Consider the following 12,054-nt stretch of genomic DNA (forward strand, 5'->3'; position numbering starts at 1 on the left):
TAAGGCACTCAGAAAAATGACACTTCGGATCGCTTCCTACAATCTGCACAAATGCGTGGGGACCGACCGCAAGCATGATCCGGCGCGGGTCGTGAATGTCATCAATGCGCTGCATGCCGATGTGATCGCCTTGCAGGAGGTCGACAAACGCATGGGCGAGAGACCGGCGGCATTGCCGCAAAAGCTGATCGAGGAAGAGACCGACTTCATCCGCCACGACATGCCCCGCACCACCGCCGCCTCGTTGGGCTGGCATGGGCAGGTCGTGCTGGTGCGGCGCGGCTCGCGGGTGCTGGGGGTCGAGCCGGTCACCCTACCCGGCCTCGAGCCACGCGGCGCGATTGCGGTGAATATCGCCCCCGACAGCGGCGCGCCCTTCCTGCTGATCGCGGCGCATCTGGGGCTGCGGCGCTCGGACCGGCGCGCGCAATGGTCCCGGATCGCGGAGATCATGGCCGGGGTGAAACCGCACCCCGCCCTCGCCATCGGCGACTTCAACGAATGGCGGGCGCGGCACGGGTTCGAGGCGCTGACCGGGTTTCACATCCACGCGCCGGGCGCGACCTACCCCTCGCGCGCGCCGATCGGCCAACTCGACCGGATCGTGACCTCGCCGGGGTTGCGGGTGGTGCGCAAGGGCGTACTGGATACGCCGCTGGCGCGGGTGGCCTCGGATCATCTGCCGATCTGGGCCGATATCGGCGGCATCGTCACCCGGGCGCATCCCAGTTCGTGACGCGCCTTGAAGGCCGATCACACCCGCGCTAGGTGGGCCTTGACCATCCGGTCAGGAGCGCCCCATGACACCCGAACCCACCGACCACGATAACCTGCGCGGCTCGATGCTGATGATCCTCGCGATGGCGGGGTTCGCGCTTGAGGATATGTTCATCAAGATGCTCGCGGGCGACTGGCCGGTGGGGCAAATTCTCGCCGCCGTGGGGCTTGGCGGCGCGACGATCTTCGCGGTGCTCGCCAAGCTCAAAGGCGAACGGATCTTCACCCGCTCGTTGCTGTCCTCGGCGCTCTGGCTGCGCAACGTTGGCGAGATCGTCGGCACCGGCTTCTTCGTCTCCGCCGTGGCCTTCACGCCGCTGGCCCAGGCGACCGCGATCCATCAGGCGACGCCGCTTGCGACCACGCTTGGCGCGGCGATCTTCCTCAAGGAGCGGGTCGGCTGGCGCAGGCTCTCCGCCATTCTGATCGGTTTTCTGGGCGTGCTGGTCGTGATCCGCCCCGGCACGGACGAATTCTCGATGCTCTCGCTTCTCGCGGTCGGCGCGGTCATCGGCCTGTCGATGCGCGACGTCACCACGCGACGCGTCCCGCGCGACGTGACCTCGCTGCAGGTAGCGACGCTGGGCTTCTTCTGCGTGTTGCCGCTGGGGCTGGTCCTGCTGGCCGTGCTGCCCGAGCCGATCGTCACGCCTGCGCCGATGGATTGGCTGTATCTGCTGGGCGCGCTCGCCATCGGGCCGGTGGGCTATTACGCGCTGATCGCCTCGGTGCGGCTGGGCGAAATCGCGGTCATCATGCCGTTTCGCTATTCGCGCCTCGCCTTCGCCGTCGTGATTTCGACTGTCGTTTTCGCCGAGCCGCCGGATCGCTGGACACTGATCGGCGGGGCGGTGATCGTGGGCTCTGGCCTCTACGCGCTGTGGCGACAGGCCAAATTGCGTCGTGAAGGGCGCCGTTAGCGGTAACATTTCTTCCAGAAATCGCCCTTACGGCCTTTTCGCAGGCGCAGCACGGGTGTATGCACCTAGCCAAGCATCAACCGGAGCCCGAGGAGAGCGCCCCCATGAGCACCATCATCGACATCCACGCCCGCGAGATTCTCGACAGCCGTGGCAACCCCACCGTCGAAGTCGACGTGATCCTCGAAGACGGCACGATGGGCCGTGCGGCCGTTCCGTCGGGCGCCTCGACCGGCGCGCATGAGGCGGTCGAGCGCCGCGACGGCGACAAGGCCCGCTACATGGGCAAAGGCGTTCTCGAAGCGGTCATGGCCGTGAACGGCGAGATCGCAGAGAACCTCGTCGGCGAGGACGTCACCGAGCAGGTCGAGATCGACCGCGCGATGATCGAACTCGACGGCACCGAGAACAAGGGCCGCCTCGGCGCCAACGCGATCCTCGGCGTCTCGCTCGCCTGCGCGAAAGCGGCGGCCGATTTCTCGACCCTGCCGCTCTATCGCTATGTCGGCGGCACCTCGGCCCGCGTCCTGCCGGTGCCGATGATGAACATCATCAATGGCGGCGAGCATGCCGACAACCCGATCGACATCCAGGAATTCATGATCATGCCGGTCTCGGCGGGCAATATCCGCGACGCGGTGCGCATGGGTTCGGAAGTGTTCCACACGCTGAAGAAAGAGCTCTCAGCAGCGGGCATGACGACGGGTCTGGGCGATGAGGGCGGCTTCGCGCCGGAACTCAGCTCGACCACGGCGGCGCTCGACATCATCCTGAAATCGATCGAAAAAGCGGGCTACAAGCCGGGCGAGGACATCTACCTCGCGATGGATTGCGCCTCGACCGAATATTACAAGAACGGCAAATACGAGATGAAGGGCGAAGGCCTGTCGCTGACCTCGGAAGAGAATGTCGACTATCTCGAGAAGCTGCTGGGCGCCTATCCGATCATCTCGATCGAAGACGGCATGGCGGAAGACGACTGGGAGGGCTGGAAGCTCCTGACCGAGCGTCTGGGCGACAAGGTGCAGCTGGTGGGCGACGATCTCTTCGTGACCAACCCGACGCGTCTGGCCGATGGCATCAAGCAGGGCGTCGCGAACTCGATGCTGGTGAAGGTCAACCAGATCGGCACCCTCACCGAGACGCTGCAGGCCGTCGATATGGCGCATCGCGCGGGCTACACCAACGTGATGAGCCACCGCTCGGGCGAGACCGAGGACGCGACCATCGCCGATCTCGCGGTCGCCACGAACTGCGGTCAGATCAAGACCGGCTCGCTGGCACGTTCGGACCGGCTCGCGAAGTACAACCAGCTGATCCGTATCGAGGAATCGCTGGGCGAGACCGCGGAATATGCGGGTCGCTCGATCCTGCGCTAAGCGCGTCTTGAATTGAGACACCCAAGCCCCCGGCGGAGCACGCGCTTCGCCGGGGGTTTTCTTTTGCACCTTGCCCGGATCAGCCGCGAAGCGGCCCGGGCAGCGCCCGACCGCCCCCTCGTTCACAGCATCTGGCGCGAAGATGCGGAACGATTGCGCCGCGCCCTAATCCGCGTCACTGTCGGGCCATGATCAAGGCTCTGATTTTCGATGTGTTCGGCACCTGTGTCGATTGGCGCAACTCGGTCGCGCATGAGGTGGAAATCGCCTTTCCCGGGATCGATTCCCTTGCCTTCGCAGATGCGTGGCGCGCCGAATACGATCCTGCGATGCGGCGTATCCGCGAGGGCGGGCGCGGCTATGTGGCGCTCGACGATCTGCATCGCGAGAACCTGCACCGGGTGACCAAGCGCTTCGCGGTCTCGGCGCCCGATAGCCTGTCGCATGTCTGGGAGCGGCTCAGCCCGTGGCCCGATGTGGTCAGCGGCCTTCACGCGCTGAGGCGCCATGCGATCATTGCGCCCTGCTCCAACGGATCCATCGCGCTGATGACACGGCTTGCGCGCCACGCGGGACTGCCGTGGGATTGCATCCTTGGCGCGGATATCGCGCGCGACTACAAGCCCAAGCCCGAGGTCTATCTGGCCTCCTGCGCCGCGCTGCGCCTGCCGCCCGAAGAGGTGATGATGGTGGCCGCGCATAACGACGACCTCGCAGCTGCCCGGCCCTTGGGGCTGCAGACAGCTTTCGTGCCGCGCCCCACCGAATACGGGCCCGCTCAGGACAAGGACCTTGTGGCGAGCGAGGAATGGGACGCCATCGCGCCCGATTTCGAGACGCTCGCGAAGGAGCTTTTCGCATGAGTGAGGCCGACGCGATCATCGAAGCCCTCGGCCTCGCGCCCCATCCCGAGGGCGGGCATTACCGCCAGACCTGGGAAGCCGAGGCCGCAGACGGCGCGCGTCCTTCGGGCACCTGTATCTATTTCCTGCTCAAGGCGGGCGAGCGCAGCCATTGGCACCGGGTGGACGCGACCGAGATCTGGCATTTCCACGCAGGCGCGCCGGTGCAGCTCGATATCGCGCCGCAGGAGGCGGGGCCGGTGCTGGAACTGCTGTTGGGCCCCGACGTGCTTGGCGGCGATCAACCGCAGGGGATCGTGCCCGCGGGCCAGTGGCAATCGGCGCGCTCGACCGGGGCGTGGAGCCTTGTCAGCTGCACCGTCTCGCCGGGCTTTCGTTTCGAAGGGTTCGAACTGGCCCCGCGAGGCTTCGACATCCCCCGCTGATCACCAGAGCCCGATGCTCGCCCAACGCGAAAGCTGATCGAGCCAGCTAATCGGCGGCCACCAGAGCAGCGTCAGCACGATCACCGCGCCCACCAGCCCGACCGCCAGCGCCAGCTCGCGCCGGTGGCACAGCGTCTGCGCCGCCGCGGACCAGAGCAGGTTGCGGATCACCGGCCAGTGCAGCTTGATGTGCCAGACCCCGGCGAAGATGAAGAGCACCCCCATCGCGAGGTGCAACAGCTCCCAATCGGCGCGGTTCAGCGCGAGGAGCGACCAGTCGATATCCCGCGCCACCCGGCCCGAGGGCGCGATGCTGACGACGAGGCCGGAGATGACCATGACGACGAAGCTGAGCCCCGCAAGGAAGACCGCGGCGGCCCGGTTCGAGAACGGGGCCTGCTTGCGCGCCTGCGGCGTGGGACAGGGATCGGTTGGAGTTTGAGACATCGGACTACCCTCTTCAATGAGGCCGATCCTAGCGCCTTGCGCCGCGGCGCGGCATGATCGGCGTCAAGTGATATGAATTTAGCCGGGCCGCGAGACCTTGCCGCCGCCGATCAGCGCCGACACCCCGGTCGTCGAGGGCCCCGAGGTTGCCATGCCGCGCGCCACCCGCACCGCGAGATAGGCGAAGGCCTGCGCCTCGAGCATGTCGCCATCGAGCCCGATATCCTCGACGGGCTGCACCGGCACGTTCATGCGCCGCTGCAACGCCACCATCAGCGCGGTGTTGAGCCGCCCGCCGCCGCAGACATAGATCGCTTTCGGCGGCGTCGGGTAATGCTCGCCCGCGCGCGCGACCGAGGCTGCGGCGCAAGCGGTCAGCGTGGCCGCGGCATCCGCATCATCGAGTTCCGCCACGCGGGTCAGGATGTCGTGGAAATCGTTCCGATCGAGCGATTTCGGCGGCATTTTCAGGAAATAGGGATGCGTCAGGAAGGCCTCGACCATGGCCTCGTCGACCGTGCCCGCGAGCGCCAATTCCCCGCCCGCATCGAACTCGGCCTTTCGCCGCAGCCGCATCAGGTCGTTGATCGGCGCGTTGGCGGGGCCGGTGTCGAAGGCTAGCACCGCGCCGGGCACCTCTGCCGAGGGTTGGCGCGGATCGACCCAGGTGACATTGCCGACGCCGCCGAGGTTCAGAAACACAGCCGGCGCGTCGAGCTTGGCGTATTTCGCGCAGGCGAAATGGAAGAACGGCGCGAGCGGCGCGCCCTGCCCGCCCATCTCCACATCGGTGGAGCGGAAATCCCAGACCACGGGGCGCGACAGCACCTCGGCCAGAACCGAGCCGTCGCCTGCCTGATGGGTGCGGCGCGGGCCCTGCATCCCGTAAGGATCATGGGCGAGCGTCTGTCCGTGAAAGCCCACGAGCTGCGCCTCTCCCAATCCGCTGAGCAGTTCGGCATGGGCGGTCTCGACCACCTCGCAGGCGTCCTCCACACCGGGCTCTCCGGGCCAATGCCCGAGAGCCGCGTGGAGCGTCGCACGCTCGGCCTCGGTATAGGGGCGGTAGTCGCTGCGGCCGAAATCGAGAATGCGGGTTCCGTCGGTCAACACGAGCGCCGCGTCCACCCCGTCCAAGGACGTGCCCGACATGGCGCCAACTGCCCAGACCGGCCCGGATTTCAACATGGCTTCCCTCTCGTCGCCTGCCCCGATATACGCACGCTCAGACGAAAGGAACAAGCACGATGACCTACCATCCGAAATCAGACTTCATGCGCGTGATGATCGAGCGGGGCTTTCTGGCCGACTGCACGGATTATCAGGGGCTGGACGAGGCTTTGGCGAAGGGGGTCGTGCCGACTTATATCGGCTATGATGCGACGGCGAAGTCGTTGCATGTCGGCCACCTGCTGAACATCATGATGCTGCGCTGGCTGCAAAAGACCGGCCACAAGCCGATTACCCTGATGGGCGGCGGCACCACGAAGGTCGGCGATCCGTCGTTCCGCTCCGATGAGCGCCCGCTGCTGACGCCCGAAGCGATCGACGAAAACATCGCCGGGATGAAGCAGGTCTTCGCGAAATACCTCGATTACGGCGACGGACCGACCGATGCGCTCATGCTGAACAACGCGGAATGGCTCGACGGGCTGAACTACCTCGAATTTCTACGCGATATCGGGCGGCATTTCTCGGTCAACCGGATGCTGTCCTTCGAGAGCGTGAAATCGCGGCTGGATCGCGAGCAATCGCTGTCCTTCCTCGAATTCAACTACATGATCCTGCAGGCCTATGACTTCCTCGAACTGAACCGCCGCTACGGCTGCCTGCTGCAGATGGGCGGCTCGGACCAGTGGGGCAATATCGTCAACGGGATCGACCTGACGCGCCGTGTGCTCGATCACGAGATCTACGGGTTGACCTCGCCGCTTCTGACCACCTCGGACGGCCGCAAGATGGGCAAGAGCCAGGGCGGCGCGATCTGGCTGAACTCCGAAATGCTGAGCCCTTACGAGTTCTGGCAGTTCTGGCGCAACACGACCGACGCCGATGTGGGCCGCTTCCTGAAGCTCTATACCGAGCTTCCGGTCGAAGAATGCGAGCGTCTGGGCGCGCTGGAAGGCTCCGAGATCAACGCCGCGAAGGTGCGTCTGGCCAACGAGGTCACAGCGCTCTGCCACGGCTGGGACGCGGCGCATGCCGCCGAGGCGACCGCGCGCGAGGTCTTCGAGAAAGGCGGCGTGGGCGACGACCTCCCGACGCTCACGCTGACGGTCGAGGAACTGGGCGACGGGATCAGCCTCGCGCAGCTCGTCGTGCGCTCGGGGCTTGCGAAATCGGGCAAGGACGGCAAACGGCTGATCGCGGAAGGCGCGCTCAAGGTCGATGACGAGACCTGCGCCGATCCGGGCCGCATGTTCACCGCCGCCGATCTGGAGACCCCGGTGAAGCTGAGCGCGGGCAAGAAGCGCCACGCGCTGGTCGAAGTCGAATAAACCCTTCGGGCGCGCCTCATGCGGGCGCGCCCAAGCCCCTTTCCCGATCCGGTCGGCTGTGGCACTCTTTGCTTATGAGCAAGGTCACCAACCTCAACCAGTTTCGCAAACAGCAGGCCCGCGTGAAGAAACGCGAGCAAGGCTCTGTGAACGCTGAGAAATTCGGGCGCAGCAAGGCCGAGAAGACGCTGCAGGAAAGCCGCGCCACGAAAGAGCGGCGCGATCTCGACGGGCATCAGCGCGAGCACGACGAATGAGCCGACCGAAGAAACGCTCCCTGACGCTGGGCGGGCACCGCACCTCGGTCACGCTGGAGGATGAATTCTGGCGTGCCTTCCGCGACATCGCGACCGAAAAGAACCTTGGCCTCAACGAGTTGGCAGCCGAAATTGATGTGGATCGCGGCACCGAGACGGGCCTTGCCACGGCCATCCGCCTCTACGTTCTGGCCTATTACCGGGCGCGCGCGATCTCGTAAGGCAGGCCCCGACGCACCGCGCTTTCCGCCGCCCATGCGAGCTCCTTGCGCGAGCGATAGTCGGAGACCGAGAGCGGCGTGTGGAACACCACCTCGACCGCGCCCTGCCGCTTCTGGGCCAGCACTTTTATCAGATGCGGCCCGAAGCCCATATCGCCCCACCAGCCATAGAACCGCACGTCCTCGCCCGCCGGGGGCGTGTAGACGACGGTGACCGGCTGGGTCTGCATCACGCGCTCCAGCCCGTGGCTGTAGAAGGCCTGAAACAGCGTCGGCTTGAAGGGCAGCACTCGGCGCGCATCGGTCGAGGTGCCCTCGGGGAAGAACAGCAGGTGATGGCCCGCGCGGATGCGATCCTCGAACAGGCCCTGCTGCGTCTTGGCCTCGCGCGGGTCGCGCTTGATGAAGACGGTCCCGGTGGCCCGCGCGAGCCAGCCGACGAAGGGCCATTTGGCGACCTCGGCCTTGGAGACGAAATAGACCCGCTGGCAAGCATTGAGCGCGAAGATATCGAGCCACGACCCGTGATTGGCGACCACCGCGCCGATCTTGGTCATCGGACGCCCGGTGACGCGATAGGAGATCCCGAGGATCGGGAAGCTCATCCGGCACACCGCCTGCGTGATCCACGGCGTCCAGGGACGCACCAGCCCGTGAACCGGGCGCTCCACCAGCCGCACCAGCAGCAGCACGATCAGCCCGATCAGCAGCATCAACCCCCAGATCAGTCCGCGCAACACAGCCCGCGTCCAGTCGAGCGCGCCAAGCGGTTTGGGATCGGGTTCGTCCTCGATCCAGCTCACGCGCGGCCCTCGAAACGGCGGGTGTAGAAGCTGCGATGCTTGTCGCTCATCGCCTTGGTATCCATCAGCAAAAGGACATCGGTGGTGTTGAAGGGACGGTCGATGAAAGCTCCCTCGCCCACGAAGCCGCCAAGCCGCAGATAGGCCTTGATCAGATTGGGCATCTGAGCCAGCGCCGCGCGCCGATCCAGCGCCTCCTCGGGCACGAGATCCATCGGCTGATAAGCTTCGGGCCGTGCGCGCGGGCGCATATGTTCGGGCGCAAGATGGTGGTGATGCAGCCAGGAGAGCGGCGCTTTCAGCGTCTCGGCATCGGTGCCGTGGAAGGAGGCCACACCGAAGAGAATCTCGATGTCATGGGCCAGCACATAGTCGGCCAGCGCGTTCCACAGAAGCAACATCGCCGCCCCGCCGCGATAGTCCGGGTCGACGCAGGAGCGGCCCAGCTCCAAGAGCTTGCGCCCCGTGCCGATCAGCGGCGCGAGGTCATATTCACTGTCGCAATAGAACTGCCCCGCCCGTTCCAGCCGATCGGAGGGCAGAAGCCGATAGGCCCCCACCACATGCTCGCCTTCCGCGCGTGCCGGATCGACCAGCAGCAGGTGATCGTAGACCGGGTCGAGCCGGTCGCTTTCCAGACGGTTTTCGTGATCGACCGTTTCACCGCCGCCGCCGAGCTCTTCGACGAAAACGCGATAACGGAGCCGCTGCGACGCCACGAGATCGGCGGCATCACGGGCCAGCCTGATTTCGAATGCGGCGCTGTCGATCACGGGCGTCCTCCTGCCGATCTTCGCTGGCCCGGTTTAGAAAGCCGCGCCCGGATTGGCAATATCGCGCGGTGCGCGCCGTGTCATCGGCGCATCACGGAGGGTTCAATCGCCACATCCCAAGGTTGAAGGTTTCCCACACGACCTCACGAAGCTGTTAACCATTCGTCAACTTTGTTCAGAGAAAACCAATTCCAGCGCGACCCGCCGCCCGTCCAGGACAAGCTTGCCTTGATGCTCAAAATTTACCGTCACTTTTTCGCCGATACGCGATTGAACCTGTCCGGTGCCCCAGTCGGGCTGGGCCGGGTTTCTGACCAGCATGCCGGGTTCGAGAATTTCATAGATCACATTTCACCTATTGGAGAGTTTAATGCCATTCGAGACCGCCAATGCCGGTACGGACGACGATGATTTGACCGCCCTTGTGGGCTCGCGCCTGTGTCATGACCTTATCAGCCCGATCGGGGCGATCGGCAATGGGGTCGAATTGCTCTCCATGACGAGCGATGCGCCCGGGCCCGAGGTCGAGTTGATCGCCCAAAGCGTGGCTGCGGCGAATGCGCGCGTCAAGTTTTTCCGGGTGGCCTTCGGGCGAGCTGGCGCTGAACAACAGCTTGGCGAGGCGGAAGTCTCCGGTCTGTTGGGCGAATTATCGACGCAGAGCCGTCTGGACTACGAATGGAAAGTGCCGGGCGATACGCCGCGCGCCGAGGTAAAGCTGGCGTTTCTCGCGATGCTCTGCCTGGAGACCGCGCTGCCCTTCGGCGGCACGCTGCGCGCGTTGCCCTGCGGCGATGGCTGGATGATCACCGCGCGGTCCGAAAAAGCACGGCCTAATCGGGAAGTTTTCGCCGTGCTCGATGGCGCCCAGATGGATCTGACGCCCGCGCGGGTGCAATTCGCGATTCTACCGCGCGAGGCATCGCGGCAGGGCCGCAGGCTCGACTGGTCGGTCGACGCCGACGGCGGCACGATCGCGTTCTGAGCGCTCAGGGATGTTCGGTGCGCCTTAGGGGCGCACCGTGCCATGCCCCGTCACAAGATATTTGAACGAGGTCAGTTGCTCGGCGCCCACCGGCCCGCGCGCATGCATCTTGCCGGTCGCGATCCCGATCTCTGCGCCCATCCCAAACTCGCCACCATCGGCGAACTGGGTCGAGGCGTTGCGCATCAGGATCGCGCTGTCGAGCCGCTCGAAGAAGCGGTCGGCGGCGGCGTCATTTTCGGTCAGAATCGATTCCGTGTGCTGGCTGCCATAGCGGCGGATATGTTCGATCGCGCCATCCACGCCATCGACGATCTTCGCCGCGCAGATCATATCGAGGAACTCGCGCCCGAAATCTTCCGCGCTCGCCTCGGTGACGCCCTCGATTTGCAGCAGATCGCCGGTCACGCGCACCTCGACGCCCGCCTTCAGCAGATCTTCGATCAGCACGCCGCCATGGGTGTCCCAGAAGGCGCGATCGATCAGCAGACATTCCATCGCACCGCAAATCCCGGTGCGCCGGGTCTTGGCGTTCACCACCACGGCCCGCGCCTGTTCCAGATCGGCGGCCCCGTCGGCATAGATATGGCAGATGCCCTCGAGATGGGCGAAGACCGGCACCCGCGCCTCGGCCTGCACCAGTCCGACGAGCCCCTTGCCCCCGCGCGGCACGATCACGTCGATGAATTCGGTCGCGCGCAGCATCTCGGCCACGGCGGCGCGGTCGCGGGTGGGCACAAGCTGGACTGCCGCTTCGGGCAGCCCTGCGGCGCGCAGACCTTCGAGCAGGCAGGCATGGATCGCGCGGCTGGAATGGAAGCTCTCCGAGCCGCCGCGCAGGATCACCGCATTGCCCGATTTCAGGCACAGCGCGCCTGCATCCGCGGTCACGTTGGGCCGCGATTCATAGATCACGCCGATCACACCGAGCGGCGTGCGCACGCGCTTGATATGCAGCCCCGAGGGCATGTCCCATTCCGCGATCGTGTCGCCGACCGGATCGCGCTGCGCCGCAACCGCCCGCAGACCCTTGGCAATCGCCTCGATCCGCGCATCGTCCAGCATCAGCCGGTCCATCATCGCGGGGCTCAGCCCCTTCTCGGCGCCGTAGGCCATATCCTCGCCATTGGCGGTAATGATCTCGCCCTTGCGCGCGAGCACCGCATCGGCGGCCGCTTCCAGCGCCTTTTGCTTCACCTCGGCGCTGGCGAAGGCCAGCTCCGCGCTCGCCGCACGCGCGGCCGCGCCCATCGTCTCGATCAGCCCCTTGGCGTCCATGTCGTCTTTCATTGCGCACCTCTACCGGATTTCCCGGTCTGTCCCGTCTTCACCCATTGCGCCAGCTTCACCGCCAGCACGATCCACGGCAGCCCGTGCATCACCAGATCGAACCAGTCGATCGGACGCACCAGCGTGCCCGCCACCAACATCTTCAGCTTTTCCCAGATATGTGGCTCTGGGGTGAATGGCGCGAGACCGAGCAGTGCTGCGAAAAGCACCGCCTGCAGCAGGGTGATGTGGTCGAAAACCTGTTTGATCCAGCGCATACGCTCCTCCCGAAACTTCGCCCGGATATAAGCGACAGATGCGCGTTTCACAAACGCAACTTTACCGTAAAGGAGGGGAAAGTGGCGCGGTTGACGGGGCTCGAACCCGCGACCCCCGGCGTGACAGGCCGGTACTCTAACCAACTGAGCTACAACCGC

At 65.4% G+C, this 12,054-nt stretch carries 16 protein-coding genes and 1 tRNA gene; 9 read left to right on the forward strand and 8 right to left on the reverse strand.

Going from position 1 to position 12,054, the window contains the following annotated elements; all coding sequences use genetic code 11:
• Nucleotides 1-16 precede the first annotated feature (16 nt).
• The 5 genes from BMI86_RS10545 (at nt 17) to BMI86_RS10565 (ending at nt 4,364) form a co-directional block, all read left to right on the forward strand.
• Nucleotides 17-736, forward strand: coding sequence for an endonuclease/exonuclease/phosphatase family protein (locus BMI86_RS10545; protein ID WP_078541329.1), 720 nt, complete (start codon nt 17-19; stop codon nt 734-736).
• Nucleotides 737-800: 64 nt separating this feature from the next.
• Nucleotides 801-1,697: a DMT family transporter gene (locus BMI86_RS10550; protein WP_078541331.1), complete on the forward strand. Its 897-nt coding sequence runs from the start codon at nt 801-803 to the stop codon at nt 1,695-1,697.
• Nucleotides 1,698-1,801: 104 nt separating this feature from the next.
• Nucleotides 1,802-3,076, forward strand: a complete 1,275-nt coding sequence (eno, locus tag BMI86_RS10555; protein WP_078541333.1) for a phosphopyruvate hydratase — start codon at nt 1,802-1,804, stop codon at nt 3,074-3,076.
• Between the two features lie 188 nt (nt 3,077-3,264).
• Nucleotides 3,265-3,939, forward strand: coding sequence for a haloacid dehalogenase type II (locus tag BMI86_RS10560; protein ID WP_078541335.1), 675 nt, complete (start codon nt 3,265-3,267; stop codon nt 3,937-3,939).
• Nucleotides 3,936-4,364 (forward strand): cupin domain-containing protein, encoded by a 429-nt coding sequence (locus BMI86_RS10565; RefSeq protein ID WP_078541337.1) that lies wholly within the window; start codon nt 3,936-3,938, stop codon nt 4,362-4,364. Before BMI86_RS10560 ends, BMI86_RS10565 begins: the two co-directional genes overlap by 4 nt.
• Here the strand turns inward: BMI86_RS10565 and BMI86_RS10570 are convergent, their stop codons facing one another.
• On the reverse strand, nt 4,365-4,811 hold the full coding sequence (locus BMI86_RS10570) for a DUF4405 domain-containing protein (protein WP_078541339.1): 447 nt from the start codon (nt 4,809-4,811) through the stop codon (nt 4,365-4,367).
• A gap of 78 nt (nt 4,812-4,889) precedes the next feature.
• Nucleotides 4,890-5,999 (reverse strand): anhydro-N-acetylmuramic acid kinase, encoded by a 1,110-nt coding sequence (locus tag BMI86_RS10575; RefSeq protein WP_078541340.1) that lies wholly within the window; start codon nt 5,997-5,999, stop codon nt 4,890-4,892.
• A 59-nt stretch (nt 6,000-6,058) separates the two neighbouring features.
• Between BMI86_RS10575 and tyrS the strand changes: the two genes are divergently transcribed.
• The 3 genes from tyrS to BMI86_RS10590 all read left to right on the forward strand — a co-directional run bounded on the left by tyrS (nt 6,059) and on the right by BMI86_RS10590 (nt 7,787).
• Complete coding sequence (gene tyrS, locus BMI86_RS10580) at nt 6,059-7,309, forward strand: tyrosine--tRNA ligase (RefSeq protein WP_078541342.1); 1,251 nt, start codon at nt 6,059-6,061, stop codon at nt 7,307-7,309.
• Between the two features lie 74 nt (nt 7,310-7,383).
• Entirely contained in the window at nt 7,384-7,566 is a 183-nt protein-coding gene (locus BMI86_RS10585; protein ID WP_078523133.1) for a DUF4169 family protein, read from the forward strand.
• The gene (locus BMI86_RS10590) at nt 7,563-7,787 is read left to right on the forward strand and encodes a ribbon-helix-helix domain-containing protein (RefSeq protein WP_078523132.1); all 225 of its coding nucleotides are present in this window, start codon (nt 7,563-7,565) and stop codon (nt 7,785-7,787) included. The genes BMI86_RS10585 and BMI86_RS10590 overlap by 4 nt, the downstream gene beginning before the upstream one ends.
• On the opposite strand, the gene BMI86_RS10595 is transcribed toward BMI86_RS10590, so the two are convergent.
• The 3 genes from BMI86_RS10595 to BMI86_RS10605 all read right to left on the reverse strand — a co-directional run bounded on the left by BMI86_RS10595 (nt 7,763) and on the right by BMI86_RS10605 (nt 9,708).
• Complete coding sequence (locus tag BMI86_RS10595) at nt 7,763-8,590, reverse strand: lysophospholipid acyltransferase family protein (RefSeq protein ID WP_246831688.1); 828 nt, start codon at nt 8,588-8,590, stop codon at nt 7,763-7,765. The genes BMI86_RS10590 and BMI86_RS10595 overlap by 25 nt on opposite strands.
• Nucleotides 8,587-9,363: a GNAT family N-acyltransferase gene (locus tag BMI86_RS10600; protein WP_246831689.1), complete on the reverse strand. Its 777-nt coding sequence runs from the start codon at nt 9,361-9,363 to the stop codon at nt 8,587-8,589. The genes BMI86_RS10595 and BMI86_RS10600 overlap by 4 nt, the downstream gene beginning before the upstream one ends.
• A gap of 165 nt (nt 9,364-9,528) precedes the next feature.
• On the reverse strand, nt 9,529-9,708 hold the full coding sequence (locus tag BMI86_RS10605) for a DUF3553 domain-containing protein (RefSeq protein ID WP_093477165.1): 180 nt from the start codon (nt 9,706-9,708) through the stop codon (nt 9,529-9,531).
• Nucleotides 9,709-9,733: 25 nt separating this feature from the next.
• Here BMI86_RS10605 and BMI86_RS10610 point away from each other — a divergent pair, with 25 nt between their 5' ends.
• On the forward strand, nt 9,734-10,348 hold the full coding sequence (locus BMI86_RS10610; protein WP_078541344.1) for a histidine phosphotransferase family protein: 615 nt from the start codon (nt 9,734-9,736) through the stop codon (nt 10,346-10,348).
• Between the two features lie 24 nt (nt 10,349-10,372).
• On the opposite strand, the gene BMI86_RS10615 is transcribed toward BMI86_RS10610, so the two are convergent.
• From BMI86_RS10615 to BMI86_RS10625, 3 genes are all read right to left on the reverse strand, one after another.
• On the reverse strand, nt 10,373-11,638 hold the full coding sequence (locus BMI86_RS10615; RefSeq protein ID WP_078541346.1) for a glutamate-5-semialdehyde dehydrogenase: 1,266 nt from the start codon (nt 11,636-11,638) through the stop codon (nt 10,373-10,375).
• A complete protein-coding gene (locus BMI86_RS10620; RefSeq protein ID WP_078541348.1) occupies nt 11,635-11,895 on the reverse strand; it encodes an RND transporter in 261 nt (86 codons plus the stop codon). Before BMI86_RS10620 ends, BMI86_RS10615 begins: the two co-directional genes overlap by 4 nt.
• 82 nt (nt 11,896-11,977) lie before the next feature.
• Nucleotides 11,978-12,054: transfer RNA gene (locus BMI86_RS10625), tRNA-Asp, on the reverse strand.

The sequence above is a fragment of the Thioclava sp. DLFJ5-1 genome, assembly GCF_002020115.1.
Lineage (GTDB): Bacteria > Pseudomonadota > Alphaproteobacteria > Rhodobacterales > Rhodobacteraceae > Thioclava > Thioclava sediminum.

What these genes read in the sequence shown, in the direction of transcription:
- BMI86_RS10560 (WP_078541335.1), top strand. Translation starts at nt 3,265, where the DNA reads ATGATCAAGGCTCTGATTTTCGATGTGTTCGGCACCTGTGTCGATTGG.
- BMI86_RS10565 (WP_078541337.1), top strand. Translation starts at nt 3,936, where the DNA reads ATGAGTGAGGCCGACGCGATCATCGAAGCCCTCGGCCTCGCGCCCCAT.
- BMI86_RS10590 (WP_078523132.1), top strand. Translation starts at nt 7,563, where the DNA reads ATGAGCCGACCGAAGAAACGCTCCCTGACGCTGGGCGGGCACCGCACC.
- BMI86_RS10570 (WP_078541339.1), bottom strand. Translation starts at nt 4,811, where the DNA reads ATGTCTCAAACTCCAACCGATCCCTGTCCCACGCCGCAGGCGCGCAAG.
- BMI86_RS10610 (WP_078541344.1), top strand. Translation starts at nt 9,734, where the DNA reads ATGCCATTCGAGACCGCCAATGCCGGTACGGACGACGATGATTTGACC.
- BMI86_RS10615 (WP_078541346.1), bottom strand. Translation starts at nt 11,638, where the DNA reads ATGAAAGACGACATGGACGCCAAGGGGCTGATCGAGACGATGGGCGCG.
- tyrS (WP_078541342.1), top strand. Translation starts at nt 6,059, where the DNA reads ATGACCTACCATCCGAAATCAGACTTCATGCGCGTGATGATCGAGCGG.
- BMI86_RS10585 (WP_078523133.1), top strand. Translation starts at nt 7,384, where the DNA reads ATGAGCAAGGTCACCAACCTCAACCAGTTTCGCAAACAGCAGGCCCGC.
- BMI86_RS10545 (WP_078541329.1), top strand. Translation starts at nt 17, where the DNA reads ATGACACTTCGGATCGCTTCCTACAATCTGCACAAATGCGTGGGGACC.
- BMI86_RS10620 (WP_078541348.1), bottom strand. Translation starts at nt 11,895, where the DNA reads ATGCGCTGGATCAAACAGGTTTTCGACCACATCACCCTGCTGCAGGCG.
- BMI86_RS10550 (WP_078541331.1), top strand. Translation starts at nt 801, where the DNA reads ATGACACCCGAACCCACCGACCACGATAACCTGCGCGGCTCGATGCTG.
- eno (WP_078541333.1), top strand. Translation starts at nt 1,802, where the DNA reads ATGAGCACCATCATCGACATCCACGCCCGCGAGATTCTCGACAGCCGT.
- BMI86_RS10575 (WP_078541340.1), bottom strand. Translation starts at nt 5,999, where the DNA reads ATGTTGAAATCCGGGCCGGTCTGGGCAGTTGGCGCCATGTCGGGCACG.